Source organism: Pseudomonas sp. FBF18, from assembly GCF_024261405.1.
Classification (GTDB): Bacteria; Pseudomonadota; Gammaproteobacteria; order Pseudomonadales; family Pseudomonadaceae; genus Aquipseudomonas; species Aquipseudomonas palmensis.
Window position 1 is genome coordinate 20,074 of sequence record NZ_QKRS01000003.1, and the last position, 21,552, is coordinate 41,625.

The 21,552-nt window shown below is 66.7% G+C and carries 12 protein-coding genes and 1 tRNA gene; 10 read left to right on the plus strand and 3 right to left on the minus strand.

Going from position 1 to position 21,552, the window contains the following annotated elements; translation table 11 throughout:
• The first annotated feature begins 55 nt into the window (after nucleotides 1-55).
• Nucleotides 56-694, plus strand: a complete 639-nt coding sequence (locus DN387_RS06055; RefSeq protein WP_054915884.1) for a hypothetical protein — start codon at nucleotides 56-58, stop codon at nucleotides 692-694.
• Nucleotides 695-697: 3 nt separating this feature from the next.
• Here the strand turns inward: DN387_RS06055 and DN387_RS06060 are convergent, their stop codons facing one another.
• Together DN387_RS06060 and DN387_RS06065 are read right to left on the minus strand one after the other, a co-directional pair.
• Nucleotides 698-1,138 (minus strand): CBS domain-containing protein, encoded by a 441-nt coding sequence (locus DN387_RS06060; RefSeq protein ID WP_043861317.1) that lies wholly within the window; start codon nucleotides 1,136-1,138, stop codon nucleotides 698-700.
• 104 nt (nucleotides 1,139-1,242) lie between these two features.
• A complete protein-coding gene (locus DN387_RS06065; RefSeq protein WP_054915885.1) occupies nucleotides 1,243-1,869 on the minus strand; it encodes a LysE family translocator in 627 nt (208 codons plus the stop codon).
• A gap of 124 nt (nucleotides 1,870-1,993) precedes the next feature.
• On the opposite strand from DN387_RS06065, the gene DN387_RS06070 reads away from it, so the two are divergent.
• From DN387_RS06070 to DN387_RS06105, 8 genes are all read left to right on the plus strand, one after another.
• Nucleotides 1,994-3,412: a PLP-dependent aminotransferase family protein gene (locus DN387_RS06070; RefSeq protein ID WP_043861315.1), complete on the plus strand. Its 1,419-nt coding sequence runs from the start codon at nucleotides 1,994-1,996 to the stop codon at nucleotides 3,410-3,412.
• Between the two features lie 58 nt (nucleotides 3,413-3,470).
• The gene (locus DN387_RS06075) at nucleotides 3,471-5,468 is read left to right on the plus strand and encodes a TonB-dependent receptor (RefSeq protein WP_054915886.1); all 1,998 of its coding nucleotides are present in this window, start codon (nucleotides 3,471-3,473) and stop codon (nucleotides 5,466-5,468) included.
• Between the two features lie 367 nt (nucleotides 5,469-5,835).
• Nucleotides 5,836-7,608, plus strand: coding sequence for a ShlB/FhaC/HecB family hemolysin secretion/activation protein (locus DN387_RS06080; RefSeq protein WP_054915887.1), 1,773 nt, complete (start codon nucleotides 5,836-5,838; stop codon nucleotides 7,606-7,608).
• 8 nt (nucleotides 7,609-7,616) lie between these two features.
• Nucleotides 7,617-8,135, plus strand: a complete 519-nt coding sequence (locus DN387_RS06085; protein WP_054915888.1) for a toxin-activating lysine-acyltransferase — start codon at nucleotides 7,617-7,619, stop codon at nucleotides 8,133-8,135.
• A gap of 40 nt (nucleotides 8,136-8,175) precedes the next feature.
• On the plus strand, nucleotides 8,176-17,256 hold the full coding sequence (locus tag DN387_RS06090; protein WP_054915889.1) for a hemagglutinin repeat-containing protein: 9,081 nt from the start codon (nucleotides 8,176-8,178) through the stop codon (nucleotides 17,254-17,256).
• On the plus strand, nucleotides 17,256-17,870 hold the full coding sequence (locus DN387_RS06095) for a GAD-like domain-containing protein (protein WP_043861310.1): 615 nt from the start codon (nucleotides 17,256-17,258) through the stop codon (nucleotides 17,868-17,870). Before DN387_RS06090 ends, DN387_RS06095 begins: the two co-directional genes overlap by 1 nt.
• Before the next feature lie 4 nt (nucleotides 17,871-17,874).
• A complete protein-coding gene (locus DN387_RS06100) occupies nucleotides 17,875-18,492 on the plus strand; it encodes a hypothetical protein (protein WP_054915890.1) in 618 nt (205 codons plus the stop codon).
• A gap of 131 nt (nucleotides 18,493-18,623) precedes the next feature.
• Nucleotides 18,624-19,529, plus strand: coding sequence for a hypothetical protein (locus tag DN387_RS06105; RefSeq protein ID WP_043861308.1), 906 nt, complete (start codon nucleotides 18,624-18,626; stop codon nucleotides 19,527-19,529).
• 70 nt (nucleotides 19,530-19,599) lie between these two features.
• Here DN387_RS06105 and DN387_RS06110 read toward each other — a convergent pair.
• Nucleotides 19,600-19,676 (minus strand) — tRNA-Arg (locus tag DN387_RS06110).
• Between the two features lie 262 nt (nucleotides 19,677-19,938).
• On the opposite strand from DN387_RS06110, the gene gabD reads away from it, so the two are divergent.
• A complete protein-coding gene (gene gabD, locus DN387_RS06115) occupies nucleotides 19,939-21,381 on the plus strand; it encodes an NADP-dependent succinate-semialdehyde dehydrogenase (protein WP_043861307.1) in 1,443 nt (480 codons plus the stop codon).
• The last annotated feature ends 171 nt before the right edge of the window (nucleotides 21,382-21,552 follow it).

Here is a 21,552-nt window from a genome sequence, read left to right on the forward strand (position 1 = left end):
CTGTACCTGCAGTTGGCGTTGCTATGCTCAGGAAAACAATAAGGGGATGGCGCCAATGAAAGATCCCTACGCACCCGGCTTCTGGGCGGCCGTGACCGCCCTGGGCCTGCTGAGCACCGGCTACTTCTACGGCGTTCGCCAGCTCTACCAGCTGGTGGAGGCCATGCACTTCATGTACGCGGCCGCCGCCGTGATTGCGGCGCTGGCCCTCACGGCCCTGGCCTGGAGCAGCTGGCAGCAGCTCAAGGTGCGCAAGCGCCAGCTAGAGCAGGGCCGCACCCTGGTGGCCATCTGGAACACCAAGGTTGCCCTGCGCCGGGTCGAAACCGTATTCGACCGCTACTTCTGGGGCAGCTACTGGCAGCCGGGGCGCACCTTTCAGGAAGTGATGGGCGAGCTTGAAGGCACCCCGCTCGAACAGAGCCTCGAAGCCCTCAAACGCCAGTGCCAGCAGCTCGACCAGCAGACCCGCGGGCGCCACCGCTACTGGCTGAACAACGCCCGCGAACTTTCCAGCGTGGCCACGGCCATGGCCCGCGAACGCTACCAGCTCGACCTGTGCGACTCGCAGCAGAGTGCCGGGCGCGGCAGCGCCGTGCTCAACCGCGACCTCGAAGTGCTGGTGTACACCTGGTCGGCGCGCCTGCGCAGCTTCGACCACCAGCTCGACGAGCTGGAGGGCGAATACCGCTGAGGTTCATTCGCCGCGGATGTACTGCTCCAGCTGCAGGATCAGGTTGGCCTGTTCGGCAATCGCCGCCTTGACCAGGTCGCCAATCGACAGCAGACCGATCAGCTGGCCGTTCTCCACCACCGGCAGATGGCGCAGGTGGCTGTTGGTCATCAGGTTCATGCACACCTCCACGCTCTGGTGCGGGTCTACCGTGACCACCGGTGCGCTCATGATGTCGCGTACCGGCGTGCCCACCGACGAACGCCCCTTGAGCACCATCTTGCGGGCGTAGTCACGCTCGCTGATGATCCCGACCACCTGGCCGTCATCGACCACCGGCAAGGCGCCGACGTTCTTCTCGCCCATCACCATCAGCGCCTCGAGCACCGTCTGGTGCGACCTGATGGTGTGTACCGCATGGTGTTTTTCTTCTTTGGTATTGAGCAGCTCTTTCACGGTTTTCATGTGCAGCCTCGGCGGTGGATAAGCGGCGATGCCTATCCCCTAAGAATCGTGCACGGATGCCCACTCGGCAAGGTTGAAAACGCCATGGGGCCGATTGAAAAACGTCATGCTCCGTCGAAACCGCGCATCAGCATCAACGCCACGCCTGTCAGCAGCACCGCCGTGGCCCGTTGCAGCAGGCGCCGACGCGCCGGCTGCTGCAGCACATGACGGATGCGCTGGCCGAAATAGCAGTACAGGCAGCCGCTGGCAAACTGCAGCAGCAGGAAGGTCAGGCCGAGCACGGCGATGTCGCGGGTGTGGCTGGCAAACTGCGGGAACACCGCGCTGAACATCAGGATGCTCTTGGGGTTGGACAGCCCGGTCAGCAGGCCCCTTGCGAACAGCGCCCGGAAACCCTCCAGCGCCGGCCCGCCGCTATCGCCCAGCGCCAGCCCGGTACTGGACCACTGCCGCCAGGCCAGGTACAGCACATACGCGACCCCCAGGGCCTGGATCAGCTGGCGCACCAGCGGGTAGCCCTGGATCAGCGCCGAAAAGCCCAGTGCAAACACCAGAATCGACAGCAGGTAGGCCACGCTGGCGCCCAGTTGCGCCGGCAGCGACTGGCGCAGGCCGGCCTTGAGGCCCAGGCTCAGCAACAGCAGGGTCATCGGCCCGGGGCTGAAGGTCATGCTGGCGCAGAACACCACGAAGTAACCGAAAGAGGAGGGCGTCAGGCCGAGGCTCATGGGGCAGTGCTCACAGTGCAAAGGCCGCAGTCTAGAGCGCGGGCCACGCTGCGGGCAGGCCAAGCAGCGGGCAATCGCGCCCGACTTTACTGGTAGGATTACCGGTAAACCTGTGGAGACCTGCATGCTGCCCGTCATCGAGTTCTGCCCCGGAACACCCAAGGTCCAGCAGATCGCCGAAGCCTGGGCGCGTGCCATTGAGGCCGGCGAGCTGCCGGCGGGCAGTCGCCTGCCGCCGGTGCGCGAACTGACCGCGCAACTGGGCGTGAGCAAGTTCACCGTGATCGAAGCGCTGGACCGCCTGCGTGCCCGCAACCTGATCACCTCCAGCCAGGGCCGCGGGCACTTTGTCGCCAGCCGTCACGCGCCGAGGGTGCCGGGGGGCGACACCGACTGGCTGCCGCAGGACCTGGCCAGCGTGCTGCGCCGCTCACTGCTGGCCGATGACAACAGCCTGCGCCCCGGCAGCGGGCACCTGCCGCCCGACTGGCTGGAGCCCGGCAACCTGCGCCAGGCATTGCGCGCCGTGGCCCGCTCCACGCGCCTGCGCATTGGCGGCTACGGTACGCCGGCCGGTTACCTGGCGCTGCGCCAGACCCTGCAGACGCGCCTGCTCGGCCAGGGCATCGCCGCGCCGCTGGAGCAGATCGTCACCACCAGCAACACCGTGCAGGCGCTGGACATGCTGCTGCGGGTGATGCTGCGCCCGGGCGATTGCGTGGTGCTCGACAGCCCGTGCTATTTCAACTTCCACGCCAACCTGGCCCTGCACGGCGCGCGCATCGTCACCGTGCAACGCACCGCCGAGGGCCTCGACCTGGCGCGTTTCGAACAGCTGCTGGCGCAGCACCGGCCCAGGCTGTACCTGACCACCAGCGTGCTGCACAACCCCACCGGGCACTCGTTCACTGCGGGCCAGGCGTTCGCGCTGTTGCAGCTGGCGCGCCAGTACGACTGCCATGTCATCGAGGATGACCTCTACGCCGACCTGCACCCGCAGGCGCCGGCCCGCCTGGCGGCGCTGGCGGGCCTGGAGCAGGTGACGTATCTGTCCGGGTTCTCCAAGACCCTCAGCGCCAACGCCCGGGTCAGCTATGTGGTGGCCGCGCCGCAACTGGCCGCCAGCCTCACCCACATGAAGCTGATGAGCGGCGGCATCACCTCCGAACTGCTGGAGCAGGTGGTCGACCAGCTGCTCACCGATGGCAGTTACGACAAGCACCGCAAGCGCCTGCAGCTGCGCCTGCAGGAGGCAGCCGGGCGCGTCGAGCAGCGCCTGCGGGCGCTGGGCTGCGAGCCGCTGCAGGGGTATGCCGGCGGCCTGTTCATCTGGGTGCGGCTGCCCCCCGGTTGCGACGCCCAGGCCCTGGCCCGTGCAGGCCTGGCGCGGGATGTGCTGCTGGGGCCGGGCAGCCTGTTCGGCCCCGAGCCCGGCCTGTTGCAGTGCATGCGCTTCAACGTCGCCTGCAGCGACGACCCGCAGCTATGGTCGGAGCTGGCGGTACTATTGGACAGTTTTGCCGACCCGGCATCTGCGTTATAACGAACCCCCAAAAACGTCGGCACAGTGTGTAGCCGGCGGCCACCTTCAAGGAGTCACCATGTTGCCAAGGCGGCCCACCGTCCTCACCTTCCTGTTGCTTGGCGCGGGCTCCGCGAGCGCCGACAGTGTCGACCTGGCGCCGCTGGAAGTCACCTCCACCCGCGTGACCTCCGAATGGTTGCAGACCCCGGCCGCCGTCAGCTCGGTGAGCGTCGCCGACAAGCCCGGCGAACAGATGCTGACCCTCGACAGCCTGCTGATGGCGGTGCCCGGTGCGGTGCCGCAAAGCCGCTACAACATGGCCCAGGGCATGCGCCTGTCGATTCGCGGCTTTGGTGCCCGCTCCAGCTTCGGCATGCGCGGCATCCGCGTACTGGTCGACGGCGTGCCGTTGACCATGCCCGATGGCCAGACCGAGATGGACGGTGTCGACTTGAGCCTGGTGGAAAACATCGAAGTGATCCGCGGCTCGGCTTCCACCCTGTACGGCAACGGTGCCGGCGGCGTACTGGCGATCACCACCCGCGAGCCCTCGCTGGAGCCGCGCACCCTCGTGGACGTGGGTGGTGGTGCCGACGGCTATCGCCGCGTGCGTGCCGAAACCAGTGGCACCTCCGGCAACCTTGGCGGGTTGCTGGCGCTCAACGTCACCAACATGGACGGCTACCGCGATCACGCCGCCTCCGAAGCGCGCAACCTCACCGGCAAGCTGCGCTGGCAGGCCGATGCCGGCGTGCTGGGGGTAACCTTCCAGGCCCTCGACAACCGCTCCGAAGACCCTGGCGCCCTGACCCTCGCGCAGGTGCGCGACAAGCGCAGCCAGGCGCGCCCGCAGAGCCTGCTGTTCGACTCCGACGAACAGATGAACCAGCAACGCCTGGCGGTCAACTGGACCAGCCAGCTGAGCGACACCGACAGCTACCAGCTGCGTACCTGGCTGGGCCGGCGTGACTTCGGCAACCGCCTGCCGCTGCGCGCGGGCGGGCAGACCACCTACGAACGCCTGTTTGCCGGTGTCGGCGGGCAGTACACGCACCTGGCCAACTGGTTCGGCCTGGGTCATCAGCTCACCACCGGCATCGACATCGAGCAGCAGCGCGACGACCGCGAGCGGCACAACAACGAAGTCGGTGGTCACACCGGCAACCTCACCCTGCGCCAACGCGAAAAGGCCGGTGGCTATGGGCTGTACGTGCAGGACAGCATCGACCTCACCGAGCGTCTGCAACTGACCCTGGGCGGACGCTATGACGCCACGCGCCAGTCGGTCGACGACCGCTTCCCGAGCGACGGCGATGCCTCCGATGCGCAGCGTTTCGAAGACTTCAACTACAGTGCCGGCCTGAGCTACCGCCTTACCGAGCACACCATGGCGTATGCACGGGTGGCCACCTCGTTCGAGACCCCCACCCTCAACGAACTGAGCAACCCGACCGCAGGCGGCTTCAACACCGGGCTGCAACCGGCGCGGGCGCTGACCCGCGAGCTGGGTGTGAAGGGCGAGTGGGACGACCTGCGCCTGGAGGCGGTGGTGTACAGCATCCTGCTCAAGGACGAACTGGTGGCGCAGAGCACCGACCGCGGCAACACCTACAGCAACGCCGGCAAATCGCGGCGTGACGGCTTCGAGTTGAGTGGCGAATACCGCCCTGTGGATAACTGGCGCCTGTCGATGGCCTACAGCTACAACGACTACCACTACACCCGTTTCGAGGGCTATGACGACAACCGTCTGCCGGGCATTCCCCGGCAGACCTTGTTCACCGAGGTGGGCTACGAGTCGGATGCGTTCTATGCACGGGTCAACATGAACGCCTATGGCCCGCAGTATGCGGACAACGCCAATGAGGCGCGGGTGGCGGGCAATGCCTTGTTCAACCTGCGCGTGGGCACGGTACTCAAGCTTCATGGCCAGGAGCTGGAACCGTACGTGGGTGTGGATAACCTGACTGACCGGCGTTACTACGACAACCTGCGCATCAACGACACAGGCGCCCGTTACTACGAGCCGGGCCCAGGTCGGACCTTGTACGCGGGCATCCGCGCGAGCTTCTGAAGGCCTGACGCCGAGCGAACAAGGCTGGCAACGCCGATCCTGCAGGCCATGGCGCGTTGCAATCGATACAGGAGCCGGCCTTGCCGGCGAAGCGCCGCGCGGGCGGCGCTCGATCTGATCGATCGCCGCAGAAGCAGCGGCTGGCACCTTGTGAGGTCACATCTGTTGCCATCCCCTGCAAAACCTTGAACCCCATCACGTTTCCCGCACCCCGTTGCAACTTTCTCGCGATATCCCCGTCAGAGCGGTGCGGAAGAGGTTGTAGGACAAATCACGTCCCTCCCAGCAGGCTTGAACATTCAGCCGCGCACAACGCTCCGCCCCCCGATAACACTCCCCCAAGAATTCCGGCCCACAAGGATGTGCCATGCTGCCGATCGCCCATTGCCGGGCGTTGACGACACGTGTTGCCCACTGCTTCGTCAGCACCTCGCGCCCCACTCCCGCTGCCGCACTGCTGCTGGCCCTCGCTGCCTGGGCCGCCGGTGCCGGCACCGCCGCACACGCCGCCGACCCGAATGCCGAGCTGCTGCGCCAGCGCGACCGCGAGCGGGTGCAGCGCGAGCAGCTCGAAGCACGCCCCGACGTGCGCCTCGAAGCACCGCTGGCCGATGAAGGCGACGGCCGCCTGCCCGCCAACGAAACCCCGTGCTTCCCCATCCGCCAACTGCGCCTGGTGGGCGATGCGGCCGAGCGCTTCCAGTGGGCGCTGCGCGCCGCCAACCCCAAGGATGACCCGGCCACCGGGCGCTGCCTGGGCAGCGCCGGCATCAACCTGACCATGAAGCGCATCCAGAACGCGATCATCGAAAAAGGCTACGTCACCACCCGCGTGCTGGCCCAGGCCCAGGACCTCAACAGCGGCGAACTGACCCTGACCCTGATTCCCGGGCGTATCCGCGACATCCGCTTCGCCGAAGGCACCAGCTCGCGCGCCAATGCCTGGAACGCGCTGCCGGCGCACTCGGGCGACCTGCTCAACCTGCGCGACATCGAACAGGCCCTGGAGAACTTCAAGCGCGTACCCACCGCCGAAGCCGACATCCAGATCGCCCCGGCCCAGGCCCGCGACGCCGGCCCCGGCGAGAGCGACATCGTGATCGCCTGGCGCCAGGCCTTCCCGGCGCGGCTCAGCCTGTCTGTGGATAACTCCGGCAGCAAGACCACCGGCAAGTACCAGGGCAACCTGGCGCTGTCGCTGGACAACATCCTCTCGCTCAACGACCTGTTCTACGCCAGCGCCACCCACGACCTGGGCGGCGGCGAGTCGGGCAATCGCGGCTCCAAGGGCAACACGCTGCACTACTCGCTGCCGTTCGGCTACTGGCTGCTGGGCTTCACCACCAGCGAGTACGATTACCACCAGCAGGTGGCCGGCGAGAACGAGACCTACCAGTACCGCGGCGAAACCCGCAACAACGAGCTGCGCCTGTCGCGCCTGCTGTACCGCGATGCGGTGCGCAAGACCACGGCCTGGGGCAGCCTGTGGACGCGTACCTCGGAAAACTTCATCGACGACACTGAAATCCAGCTGCAGCGCCGGCGCATGGCCGGCTGGGAAGCGGGCCTGAGCCACCGCGAATTCATCGGCGCCTCCACCCTCGACCTGAGCGCGGGCTACCGCCGCGGCACCGGTGCCCACGGCGCATTGCAGGCGCCAGAAGAACTCACCGGCGAAGGCACCTCGCGCTCCAAGATCATCAGTGCCGATGCCCAGCTGCAGGTGCCCTTCATCGCCTACAACCAGCGTATGCGCTACATCGGTGGCTGGCGCGCGCAGTGGAACCGCTCGGCGCTGGTGCCGCAGGACCGCTTCTCCATCGGCGGGCGCTACACCGTGCGCGGCTTCGACGGCGAGAACATCCTCTCGGCCGAACGCGGCTGGACCCTGCGCAACGAGATCGGCCTGGCCCTGGGCGATACCGGCCAGGAGCTGTACACCGGCGTCGACTACGGCGAAGTCAGCGGCCACTCCAGCGAGTACCTGGTGGGCAAGCGCCTGGCCGGTGCCGTGGTAGGGGTGCGCGGCGGCTACAAGGCGCTGTCGTATGACTGGTCCTGGGGTACGCCGCTGAAGAAGCCCGACGGTTTCGAAACGGCCAACATCACCAGTGCCTTCACTGTCTCTTTGTCGTTCTGAGGCCCGCCATGCGTATCGATCGCTTCGACATCATCGCCCCCGGGCTCTTCGACGAGCCCTGGAACGAGGCCACCGTGCTGGGCTCGGCTACCTGGCTGTGGATGCATTCCACAGCTCACCGCGACGCACCGCTGCACAGCCTGGCCACCCTGTTGCTGCCGGCGCTCAAGCACCGCCAGTTCGTGCTCGGCAGCGAGGCCGGCAAGCCGGTGTTCTACCTGTCCTGGCTCAACCTCGACGGCGCCGCCGAGCAGCGCTACATCCAGCGCTCGCCTGTCGAGATGGCCGATGCCGACTGGAACAGCGGCGAACGCCTGTGGATAAACGACTTCGTCGCCCCGTTCGGGCATGCGGCAACGCTGGCGCGCCTGGTGCAGCGCCAGCTGTTCCCCAACCGCTGCATGCGCGCCCTCGACCACCAGGGCGAAGTGCGCGGCCTGCGGGTCAAGACGCACCTGGGGATCGGCGTGATTCCCGAACAGGCCAAGGCCTGGTTTGCCGCTCACCCGCTGGAACTCACAGCGTAACCCTGACTTCTGGCGGTCTGGCACCGCAAATGGAATTGCAATGAACAAGCATCTCTACCGTATCGTTTTCAACAAGGCTCGCGGGCTGCTGATGGTGGTTGCCGAGAACGTCGCCAGCCAGGGCAAGGCGCCGGGCACCACCACCGGGCCCGTGGCCGGCTCGGCCGGCACACTGGCCGAAATGGGCCGCCTGCGTTTCGCAATGATGCTCGCCCTCGGCCTGGTGGCGCTGGACGCTGCACCTTCCTGGGCTGCCGGGGTGGTCGCCGATGGGCGTGCGCCAGCAGCCCAGCGCCCGAACGTGGGCCAGAGTGCCAACGGCACGCCGCAGGTGAACATCACCGCCCCCAGCGCCGCCGGCGTGTCGCGCAATACCTACAGCCAGTTCGACGTGGACAAGCGCGGGGTCATCCTCAACAACGGCGTCAAGGCCAGCCAGACCCAGCTGGGTGGCTGGATCCAGGGCAACGGCAACCTGAGCAAGGGCAGTGCGCGGGTGATCCTCAACGAGGTCAACGCCAGCAACCCCAGCCAGTTGCGCGGCTATGTGGAAGTGGCCGGGCAACGCGCCCAGGTGGTGATCGCCAACCCGGCCGGCGTCACCTGCGACGGCTGCGGGTTCATCAACGCCAACCGCGCCACCCTGACCACCGGCCAGGCGCAGCTTGAGAACGGCCGCATCACCGGCTACCAGGTCAAGGGCGGTACCCTCAGCATCCAGGGCAAGGGCCTGGACAGCGCCGACGCCGACTACACCGACCTGATCGCGCAGAGCGTGCAGGTCAACGCCGGCATCTGGGCCAAGGACCTGAAAGTCACCGCCGGGCGCAACCAGGTCAACGCCGACAATACCCGCGCAACCCGGCTGGCAGGCAGCGACGAGGAGGCCCCCGCAGTCGCCATCGACGTGGCCAAGCTCGGCGGCATGTACGCCGGCAAGATCATGCTGGTGGGCACCGAGGGCGGTGTGGGCGTGCGCAACGCCGGCACGATCGGTGCCGGCGCCGGCGAAGTGGTGATCAGCGCCGACGGCAAGCTGCTCAATAGCGGCACCCTCAGCAGTGCCGGCGCCACCCGCGTCGCCGCCAAAGGCGGGGTCGACAACAGCGGCACGGTCTATGCCAAGGGCGACCTGCAGCTGAGCAGCGCCGGCGACCTGAACAACAGCGGCACCCTGGCCAGCCAGGCCAATGTCGAACTCAAGGCGACCGGCGCGCAGTCGACCATCACCAGCAGCAAGGGCTCGGCACTGGCTGCCGGGCTGGACGAGAGCGGCAAGCTGGGCAAGGCCGGCAACCTGACCCTCACCGCGCAGCGCGTGCAGGCCCACGGCGAACACCTGGCCGGCGGCGACTTGCAGGTCAGTGCAGGCGACGTCGACCTGAGCGCCAGCCGTAACGTGGCCGGCAACATCACCCTCACCGGCGGCGACATCAACCTCGCCAACGCCAGCGTCGATGCCAGCAAGACCCTCAGCGCCACCGCCCGCCAGACCCTGCGCAGCGACGCCGCCAAGGTGGTGGCGGGCAACCTGCAAGTACGCGCCGGCGAGCTGTCGAACGTGGGCGGCGAGCTGACCCAGAGCGGCAAGGGCAGCACCTCGATCAAGGTCGACGGCACCCTCGACAACCGCAGTGGCCGCATCGCCAGCAACGCGACCCATGCCACGCTCAGCGCCGCCACCGTGGTCAACACCCAGGGCCGCGTCGAGCATGCCGGCGCCGGCACCCTGCAGTTGACTGCCACGACGCTCGACAGCGCGCAGGGCACGCTGGTCAGCACCGGCACCCTGCAGGTCAACGCCGGCCAGGTTCAGCTCGACGCCGGCGTGGCTCAGGGCAAGGACGTATCGATCGAGGCCGACACCCTGTCCAACCGCGGCGGCAAGGTCCTGGCCACCCAGGGCGGCAGCCTTGCGGTCGCCACCCAGGGCCTGCTCGACAACACCGGCGGCACCCTTGCGGCCAGCGGCAACGGCGTGTTCAACGCCGGCACGCTGGACAACCGCAGTGGCACCGTGAGCGCCGGCGGCACACTGTTTGCGGGCGCTGGCGAGCTGTTCAACACCGCCGGCACCTTCGCCGCGATCCGCCAGATGACGCTGACTGCGGCGCACCTGAACAACAGCGGCGGTACGGTCGGCTCGGTACAGGGCGCCCTGCTGCTGACTGCCCGCGACAGCCAGCTGGGCAACGTGGGCGGGCGCCTGGAAGCGGCGGGCGACATCGTGGTGAACGCTCAGGGTATCGACAACAGTGGCGGCGTGATCAGCGGCCTGGCACTCAACCTGGACAGCAATGGCCAACTGCTGCAGAACGCCCAGGGCACCCTGGATGCGCGCAGCACCCTGGATCTGCGCAGCGGGCGCCTGGAAAACGCCGGCGGGCTGATCCAGTCCCAGGGCAGGCTGTACATCGATACCGGCGAACAGGCACTGGTCAACCTCGACGATGGCAGCGGCAAGGGCATCATCAGCCAGGGCGCGCTGGAGATTCACAGCGCGCACCTGAGCAACGCCGGCGGTTACGTCTCGGCCAAGGGCGCGATGCAACTGCTGGCCGCCGACGTGACCAACGCCGGCGGGCGCATCGTCGGCGCCGACAGTGTGCAGGTGCAGGGCCTGCGGCTGAACAACCAGGCCGGGCAGTTCCAGGCGCTGGGCGCCATCGACGTGGCCTCGGCCGAACGTGTGGACAACCAGGGCGGCCTGATCCGCTCCGCCGGTTTGCTGCATGTGTCGACCGGCACCCTCGCCAACAACGCCACCCAGGCCGACAACCAGGGCCTGCAAGGGCACGCCCTGCGCCTTGAGTCCGACGTGCTGGGCAACCAGGCCGGTGTGATTCGCGCCGACACCACGCTGGACATCGGCGTCAGCCAACTGCTGGACAACGCGGGCGGGCTGATCAGCTCCAGCCAGCACCTGAACATTACCGACCGTGACCCCGCTGCGCGCCGCCAGAGCATCAGCAACCTCGACGGGCGCCTGCTGGCCGGCCAGTCGCTGAGCCTGAACGCCGCCTACTACAGTGGCAACGGTCAGGCCGTGAGCCTGGGCGACCTGACCCTGCGCCTGCTCGCAGGCCTTGAACTCAGTGGCCTGCTGCAGGCCAACGGCACCCTCGACGTGCAGACCGGCGGTGCGCTGAACAACAGCGGCAAGCTGCTGGCCGGCCGCTCCATGCTGCTCGACGCCAGTACCCTGGACAACCGCGCCGAGGGTGAAATCAGTGCCGACCAGGTGCGTATCACTGCCCACCAGAGCCTGACCAACCGTGGCCTGATCGACGGCCAGAAGGTGCGCCTGCAAACCGGCGTGCTGTACAACCTGGGCACCGGTCGCATCTACGGTGACCATCTGGGCATCGCTGCCGGCACCCTGGTCAACGCCAACGAGGGCGACCGCTCCGGTGCCATCGCCGCCCGTGCGCGCCTGGACATCGGCGCCACGCAGATCGACAACAGCGAAGCGGCGCTGATCTTCAGTGCCGGCGACATGGCCATCGGCGCCACGCTGGATGACGCCGACCACGCCAGCGGCCGCGCCGCGCTGCTGACCAACGCCAGTGCCACCATCGAGTCGCTGGGGCACATGGCGCTGGACGTGCAGACCCTGCGCAACCTCAACAACCACTTCAGCACCCGCGACGTGGAAATCAGCCGCCAGAGCTTCCAGGAATTCCAGCTGGCCGGCTCGCCCAACCGCTACCAGACCGACCAGGTCACGTTCCGCCACAACGAAGTGCAGTACCTGATCACCCCCGAGGGCCAGAAGGACAACTGGAACCGCTACGACGTGACCCGCGTGGTGCGCGAAACCCAGATCGCCACCTCGGCGCCGGGGCAGATCCTGGCCGGCGGCAACCTGGTCATCAACGCCGGCGAAGTGCTCAACGACAAGAGCCGGATCATCGCCGGCGGCCTGCTGCAGGGCGCCATCGGCAGCCTGGTGAACACCGAGTTCAAGGGCCAGCAGGTCACCACCGACAGCGGCACGGTGACCAACTTCTACCGTATCCAGCGCAAGGGCCGCGACCGCCAGGGCGCCCGCGTGGCCGGTTATGTGCCCGCGCCGCTGATCCAGGAAATCTCGCTGCAGCCCACCGTATGGCAGGAGCTGGCCGCCATCACCGGCAGCGGCACCCAGCTCGGCGGCCATGCCAGCCAGCTGAGCGACCAGCAGGCCGCCGGCGCCGGCGCGGTGGACAGCGCCGCCGCCAATGCCTACCAGGTGGCGCCGATCATCGAGGTGGCGGCGCAGGCCGGGCTCAATGCCGAAGGCGTCGGCGAGCAGATCCGCACCGGCGGCCCGGTGCTGACCCTGCCGAGCAACAGCCTGTTCGACAGCAACCCGCAGGCGGTGCGCAATTATCTGGTGGAGACCGACCCGCGCTTTGCCGGCTACCGCAACTGGCTGTCGTCCGACTACATGCTGCAACAGTTGCACCTGGACCCGGGGCAGACCCTGCAACGCCTGGGCGACGGCTTCTACGAACAGAAGCTGATTCGCGAACAGGTCGCCCAGCTCACTGGCCGGCGCTTCATCGACGGCTATGCCAACGACGAGGAACAGTACCGCGCGCTGCTCGACAACGCGGTTACCGTGGCCAACACCTGGCAACTGGTGCCGGGTGTGGCGCTGAGCGCCGAGCAGATGGCCCAGCTGACCAGCGACATCGTGTGGCTGGTGGAAAAACAGGTGACCGTGGCCGGCGGCGAAACCCGCAGGGTGCTGGTGCCGCAGGTGTACGTGCGGGTGCAGCAGGGCGACCTCAACGGCGCGGGTGCGTTGATGGCCGGCCAGCAGCTCAAGCTCGACGTGAACGACACCCTGAGCAACAGCGGCAGCCTCGGCGGGCGCAGCATCCTGGCGCTGACCGCGCAGAACGTGGAGAACCTCGGCGGGCGCATCCAGGCCGACAAGGTGTCGGTGCAGGCACGCGAGAACCTCGACAACCTCGGCGGCCTGATCGGCGCCGTGGACAGCCTGGCGATCAGCGCCGGCAACGACCTCAACGTCATCTCCAGCACCCATGACAGCAGCAGCGAGCAGGGCACGCGCAGCAACCTGTCGCGGGTGGCCGGGCTGTTCGTCAGCGGCGCCGGCGGCACGCTCACGGCCTCGGCCGGCAACGACATCAACCTGGCCGGCGCCCAGGTGGTCAACGCCGGTGCCAACGGCAGCACGCAACTGGTGGCCGGCAACAACCTGAACCTGACCACCGTCACCGAGTCGCACCAGCAGTCGATCACCTGGAACAGCAGCAACTGGCGCAAGGACGCCAGCCGCACCGAGGTGGGCAGCAATGTGCAGGGCACCGGCGACGTCAGCCTCAAGGCCGGTCAGGACATCAACCTGCGCGCCAGCCAGGCCAGCAGCGAGCAGGGCATGGTGATGGCCGACGCCGGCCGCGACGTGAACCTGATGGCCGGGCAGAACTACCAGTTCGCCGACGAGGCGCACAAGGTCACCGGTGGCAACGGCATGTTCTCCAAGACCACCAGAACCACCCGTGACACGCTCAGCGAAACCACCGCCCAGGGCTCGACCCTCAGCGGCGAGCACACCTACGTGCAGGGCGGGCGCGACATCAACCTGCAGGGCGCCAACGTGGTGTCCAGCCAGCAGACCATCCTGGTGGCGGGCAACGACGTCAACATCGCGGCGGCCAGCGATAGCCGCAGCGAGCGCCACGACAAGACCGAGAAGACCAGCGGCCTGTTCAGCGGTGGTGGCATCGCCGTGACCGTCGGCACCCAGGAGCAGCGGGTCAAGGACATGACCACCAGCACCACCGCGGTGGCCAGCACCGTCGGCTCTACCGAAGGCGACGTGCTGATCGAGGCCGGCAAAAGCTATCGCCAGGTCGGCAGCCAGGTCATGGCGCCCAAGGGCGACGTGGATATCCGTGCCGAGAAGATCGCCATCGTCGAGGCGCGCAACACCAGCGAGCGTGAGCGCCAGACCCTGTTCAAGCAGACTGGCGTGTCGCTGACCCTGACCAACCCGGTGATCAGCGCCATCCAGACCACTCAGCAGATGAAGCAGGCCTCGGACAAGACCGAAGACGGGCGCATGAAGGCGCTGGCCGCGGCCACCGCGGCGCTGGCGGCCAACAACGCGGCCACCGCGGTGGCCACCGATCCGGGTTCGGCGGGCGGGATCAACCTGAGCCTGTCGCTGGGCACCAAGAAGAACCAGAGCACCACCGAGCAGCACAGCGATACCGCTGCCGGCTCGACCATCGTCGCTGGCAACGACGTGCGCCTGATCGCCACCGGCGCCGACGAGGACAGCACCCTCACCGTACGCGGCAGCCAGATCAAGGCCGGCAACAATGCCAGCCTGCTGGCCGACGGCGACATCAACCTGCTGGCCGCCACCAACACCAGCACCCAGCAAACCGACAGCACCGGCAGCAGTGCCAGTGTCGGTATCGGCCTGTCGCTGGGCGGCACGCGCAACGGCTTCACCCTCGACCTCGGGGTGTCGGGCAATCGCGGCGAAGCCGATGGCGAGGACCTCACCCACACCAACACCCATATCGATGCCGGCAACCAGCTGGTCATGGTTTCGGGCGGCGACACCAACCTCAAGGGCGCGGTGGTCAGCGGCAAGCAGGTGGTGATGGACGTGGGCGGCAACCTCAACATCGAGAGCCTGCAGGACACCAGCACCTACACCGTGGACGAGAAGAGCCTGGGCGTGGGTATCAGCCTGTGCATTCCGCCGTTCTGCTATGGCATGAGCTCGGTCAGTGGTGCCAGCGGCAGCTTCGGCGCCACCGACATCGACTCCAGGTACGCCAGCGTCACCGAGCAGTCGGGGATCAAGGCCGGCGACGGCGGCTTCGATATCTACGTGGCCGGCAACACCGACCTGGTGGGCGCAGTGATCGCCAGCAGCGACAAGGCCGTGCAGGACAGCAGCAACCGCCTGGTCACCGCCAGCCTGACCAGCCGCGACATCAGGAACGAGGCCGAGTACAAGGGCAGCAGCCTGAGCCTTGGCGGCGGTTACCGCGAGGTCGGCAAGGACCAGCAGGGCAACGCCACCAGCGGCGCCACGCAAACCCCTGGCACCGACCTTGCCAAAAACGAGAACGACATCGGTGTGAGCATGCCGATCGCCATCAGTGCCAGCGATAGCGCCAGCAGCGTGACCCGCAGCGGTATCAGTGGTGGCAGTATCGTCATCACCGATGCGGCCGAGCAGCACAAACGCACCGGCAAGAGCGTGGACGAGGCCATAGCCAGCCTCAACCGCGACGTGTCCAGCGACCGCGATGGCAGCAATGCGCTGAAGCCGATCTTCAACGAGGAGCAGATTCGCGCCGGGTTCGAGATCGTCGGCGCGTTCGCCAACGAGGCGGGCACCCTGCTCAACAACAAGGCCAAGGAAGTCGACGCCAAGCGCAACCAGGCCAAGGAGGCCGAAGCCAAGGCCGCCAACCCGGAACTGGGCGACGGCGAGCGTACTGCCTTGCTGCTGGCGGCCAGCGACCTGCGCCATCAGGCCGACGGCATTGCCGAAAACTGGGGCGCCGGCGGCACCTACCGGCAGATCACCACCGCGCTGGTGGGTGCGGCCAGCGGCAACATCAGCGCCGGCAACACGGCGTTCATGCAGGGCCTGGTGGTCAACTACGTGCAGCAGCAGGGCGCGGGCTATATCGGCGAGCTGGTGGCCAACGGCAGCCTTATCGAAGGCTCGCCGGTACACGCGGCGCTGCACGGCATCCTCGCCTGCGCGGGCGCGGCGGCCAGCAGCCAGAGTTGTGGCAGCGGTGCGGCCGGGGCGGCGGCATCGAGCGTGCTCACCGGGTTGTTCTCCGAAGCCAGCCCCAACGAGTCCGAGGCGCAACGTGAAGCCAAGCGCAACCTGATCACCAGCCTGGTCACCGGGCTGGCCGCCAGCACCGGCCTGGATGCCGCCACCGCCAACACCGCCGCTGGCGCCGCCACCGACAACAACTGGCTGGCCACCCAGCAACTGGTGCAGGCCAAGAAGGAGCTCAAGGAAGCCGAGGGCCTGGCGGACGAGCTCAAGGTCATTGCCAAGTGGGGCTTCATCAGCAAGAAGCAGGACCTGCTGACCCAGGTTGGCGTGGGGCGTGGCCTGGTCGAGGCCGGCATCAACGATATCGAGGGGCTGGCGCAGTTCATCGCGCACCCTATCGATGGCCTCAAGGGCATCAAGGAACTGATTTCCAACCAGGAGGCGCGCGACAAGCTGGGCGCCGATGTGGTGGATGAACTCAACGCCAAGATCGACCGCGTGACCCTGGCGCTGGAGGTGGGCGGTGACGAGCACGCCATGCAACTGGGGCGTGACCTGGGCGAGATCGTGTGGCAGGCCGGCAGCATTGCCACCGGCGTGGGCGGCGCGGCCAAGGCCGGCGTGACGCTGGCCAAGACCGGCATCAAGATGGGCCGGGCGGGTCTGGAAAAAATGGCCGCCAAGGCCGAAGTGCTGGTCAAGGAAGCGCCGGTGGCCAAGGTCGAGCTGCCCCCTGCCGGCAAGCCGGCGGCGGGTGCGGGCACCGTGGCCACCGTCGAGCGCCTGGACGAACTGCCCGTGAAGCAGTTCAACCCCTATGACAACCCGCGCTACAAGGAGATGACGCCCACCGAGCAGCAGGCGTACCTCAAGGAATACAACAAGCAGTTGCAGGCCCAGCAGGACGCCATCAACAACATGACCGCCGACGAGTTCAAGTTCGCCCGCGAGGCGTTCGACAGCACCGGGCGCAACCCCGACGCGGTGGCGCTGCAGCGCAAGTTCGGCCGCGAATTCGAGCGCAGCGTGGCCGAGAACATCCAGAAGGGCCTGGTCAACAACGGCGTCGACCCCAAGGTCGCGGCGCAGATGGCCAAGGCACGGGCCAAGGAAATCAAGTCGAACCTGGCCGCACTGCACGAGCCCGACATGGTAGCTGGCGGGTGGGTAAAACCCGACCCTGTTAGAATGGGCAATTCGAACGTCAACTCGTCGATCGGCGCCAGCTGGTCGAGCCGGTTGCCGCTGCTGGACGAGACCGTGCGCAAGGCGGTGGAGGCGGGCAACGGCAGTGCCAAATTGAACATCAGGTTAGAGCTAGCCAGGGGAGCCAGTCAGTGATGAAGGACGCATTTCTCGAGATGTTTATCGAGGCCATGGGCGAGCCTGCCCATCAGCGGCCCGTGCCGGCCGAAAGCATCGCGCAGTACCGTGGCCGCCTGCCGGACAAACTGCTGGAGTACTGGCAGGAGCAGGGGTGGGGCAGCTATGCCGACGGCCTGTTCTGGCTGGTCAACCCGCACGACTACCAGCACCTGCTGGACATGTGGCTGCAAGGCACCGAGTTCGAAAAGCTGGACACCTACCATGTGATCGGCCGCACGGCCTTTGGCGACCTCTATGCATGGGGCGAAACCTATGGCCGCAAGCTGATCGTGCTGTGTGCGTACAACCGCGTGTACGCCATGAGCAGCGAAAAGAACGTGCCCTGCAGCAACCCGGACCTGGAGCTGCAGTCGTTCCTGTCGATGGTCGAGCGCGAGGACTTCGACATGGAGGACGCCGATGGCGAGTTCCTGTTCGAGCGTGCGCTGCAGGCCCTGGGCCCGCTGGGCGAGCAGGAGCTGTACGGCTTCGAGCCCGCGCTGGTGATGGGCGGCAAGGCGGTGCTGGGCAACCTGCGCAAGCTGCAGCTGGATGTGCACCTGACGATTCTTCGCCAGTTCGGTCGCTGAGCGCATGACCCTGCTCGATGACTGGATAGCGTGCCGCGAAGGTCGCGTCGTGCTCGACAGCTCGCATTTTCTCGGCTTGTTCAAGGAGCATGGCAGCGACGCGGAGCTGGCGCAGATCTTTGCCGGCTTTGCCCAGGCCGATGCCTTGCAGGCGCGGGCGCAGCAGGTGCTGGCGGCAGGTTCGCTGGACAGCAGCCTGTACCTGTTGCCGCAGCGCGGCTGCGATGAAGGCCGGCTCAAGGCCGCGGCGCTGGCCTGGTGGAACGAACAGGCACGGTACTGCCTGTCCACCCAGGGGCCGTGGCCGGAGCAGGCCCACTGGCAGCCTGTGGTCGAGGTGGTAAGCCGCGAGGTGGCGTTGAAGGCGTTGCAGAGCGATGCGCCGAATGCCTGGGTGTTCGAGCATTTCGCCGACACGGTCATCGAGGACGTGCGTGGCAGCCAACTGCCGATGTACGCGCTGCTCGAAGCGTTGTACGGGATTGCCGCTGACTATTACCTGGCGTGGTACATCGCGGCGCCGCTGCTGGCGCTGGAGGTGGATTTTGCGCGTTACTTCGAGCTGTGGCGGCTGGGGGGCATGAGCGTGGTGCTGCAGGACCGGCTGCTGGTGGCCGGTTGACAGGTATCAGCAGAGCCGGCATCGACGGCGAACAGGCCCGCACCGCCTGCCAAAACCTCCGGCACTGCCTGTAGACTCTCCAGCGCCCCGCACCTGTGCGGTTGATCGATCAAGCGTTGAGAGGATAGAGAATGAGTCTCTGGGATGACCTGAAAAAGAAAGCCGTCGACGCCAACCCCGAGCTTGCCGCCAAGGCGGCCCAGGCGCTGACCAAGGCCAGGGAACTGGCCGTGGAGGCCGGCCAGAAGGCCGCGCCGGTGCTCAAGGAGGCCAGCGAAAAGGCCGCTGCCTACGCCCAGGAGAAAACCCCGATCCTCAAGGCCCAGGCGCTCAAGGCCATCGACGACGCCAAGGTGCGCCGCGCCGAGCTCAAGGAGCGCGCCAGGCACGACAAGGCCGCGCGCGAGGAAATGGTGCGCACCATGTATGACATCAGCCTGTCGCCCGACGACCCCAACTTCATCGACGAGCCGTTCAACCACTACGATCGCCAGTTGCATTTCTTCGTGGTCACCGGCGAGATTCTCGACACCCAGAAGCGCAACCAGACCCACCTCAGCGCCAGCCACTCGCACCATTCCGGCGGCGGCTACATGATCGACGGCTACGGCTCCATCGGCGGCAGTTCGTCGTCGATGCATGTGAGCAGCCACAACATCCAGGAGCATGAGTTCTGGGTGAAGCTGCGCGATGGCAGGGAAGCGTGTTTCCAGTTCGCCGACAGCGCCGTGCGCATCCGCACCGGGCAGACAGTGAGCATGCTGTTCGCGCGCCCTGCCGACACCCAGACCGGGCAGATGGTGGCGCTGTACAACCACAGCTCGCAGGAAAACCATGTGATCGCCGGGCCGGCCGCGATCAACCAGATATTCAACCTGTATACCGTCGAGCCCGGGCTGTTCAACGGCAATGAGGTGACCACCCGGCGCAACCGCCTGCTGCAGGAGCTGGATCGGCGGCTGGGGCAGTTGGCCAGGTACTCGGCATTGCATGGCAACAGCCAGGGGCAGCTGATAGAGGGGGAGCGCACGGTCTGAGGCCCGGCCTGCCCCTTTTTCGCGCCCATGAAAAAAGGCCCGGGTTTTCACCTGGGCCTTTTGTCGTAGATGGCGCACTCGGCGGGATTCGAACCCACGACCCCTGCCTTCGGAGGGCAGTACTCTATCCAGCTGAGCTACGAGTGCAACGCGGGCGCCATGATACCCATCTGCACCCTTGGCGTCCATCGCCAGTAATGTTGTGTTCGATTCCGAACACCCGCTGGTGCAAAAGTGACGTTGATCTGAAATTTCAGGGTCTGCTAGGCTTTTTGTTCTTTTTTTCGAACACCCTATTGTCCTTTGTTCCCGTTGATCCTAGGATTCGTTTGAGATTTCAAACGCTCTCCTTTTTCTACAAATCAATAATTCGCCCTGTGTTCGCACGGTGCAGTTAAGGAAGCCCGACATGCAGCTCAAAGACGCCCAGTTGTTCCGCCAGCAAGCCTTCGTCAACGGAGAGTGGCTGGACGCGGACAACGGTCAGACGATCCAGGTGACCAACCCGGCCACCGGTGAAGTGCTCGGCACCGTGCCTAAAATGGGCGCCGCCGAAACCCGTCGCGCCATCGAGGCCGCCGACAAGGCTCTGCCGGCCTGGCGCGCACTGACCGCCAAGGAGCGTGCTGGCAAGCTGCGCCGCTGGTTCGAACTGATGATCGAGCACCAGGACGACCTGGCCCGCCTGATGACCTCCGAACAGGGCAAGCCACTGGCCGAAGCCAAGGGCGAAATCGCCTATGCCGCCTCGTTCATCGAGTGGTTCGCCGAAGAAGCCAAGCGTGTCTATGGCGACACCATCCCGGGCCACCAGCCCGACAAGCGCCTGATCGTGATCAAGCAGCCGATCGGCGTTACCGCGGCCATCACCCCGTGGAACTTCCCGGCTGCGATGATCACCCGCAAGGCCGGCCCGGCCCTGGCCGCTGGCTGCACCATGGTGCTCAAGCCCGCTTCGCAGACCCCGTACTCGGCCCTGGCCCTGGTCGAGCTGGCCACCCGTGCCGGCATCCCGGCTGGCGTGCTGAGCGTGGTCACCGGCAGCGCCGGCGACATCGGCAGCGAACTGACCGGCAACCCGATCGTGCGCAAGCTGTCCTTCACCGGCTCGACCGAAATCGGTCGCCAGCTGATGGCCGAATGCGCCAAGGACATCAAGAAGGTTTCCCTGGAGCTGGGCGGCAACGCTCCGTTCATCGTGTTCGACGACGCCGACCTGGACAAGGCCGTCGAGGGCGCGATCATCTCCAAGTACCGCAACAACGGCCAGACCTGCGTCTGCGCCAACCGTATCTACGTGCAGGACGGCGTTTACGACGTGTTCGCCGAGAAGCTCAAGGCGGCAGTCGCCAAGCTCAAGATCGGCAACGGCCTGGAAGACGGCACCACCACCGGCCCGCTGATCGACGGCAAGGCCGTGGCCAAGGTGCAGGAGCACATCGCTGACGCGGTGAGCAAGGGCGCCAAGGTACTGAGCGGCGGCAAGCTGATCGAAGGCAACTTCTTCGAGCCGACCATCCTCGTCGACGTGCCGAAAAGCGCTGCCGTGGCCAAGGAAGAAACCTTCGGCCCACTGGCTCCGCTGTTCCGCTTCAAGGACGAGGCCGAAGTCATCGCCATGTCCAACGACACCGAATTCGGCCTGGCCTCGTACTTCTATGCCCGTGACATGAGCCGTGTGTTCCGTGTCGCCGAAGCCCTGGAATACGGCATGGTCGGCATCAACACCGGCCTGATCTCCAACGAGGTCGCGCCGTTCGGTGGTATCAAGGCCTCGGGCCTGGGCCGCGAAGGCTCCAAGTACGGCATCGAGGACTACCTCGAAATCAAATACCTGTGCATCAGCGTCTGATCGCAGCGTAAGGCTTTACCTCTGCCAGCGGGGCGCGAGAGCGCCGTCCCGCTGGCCTTTTTTACACCGTGACATCCGGCCGCCTGGGCCCCTGCAGCAGTCGATCAACGCATGCTGCTGCAGTCGAATACCGGCCGCCCCGATCGAATCGCGCCACCTGCGTGTGGCGAA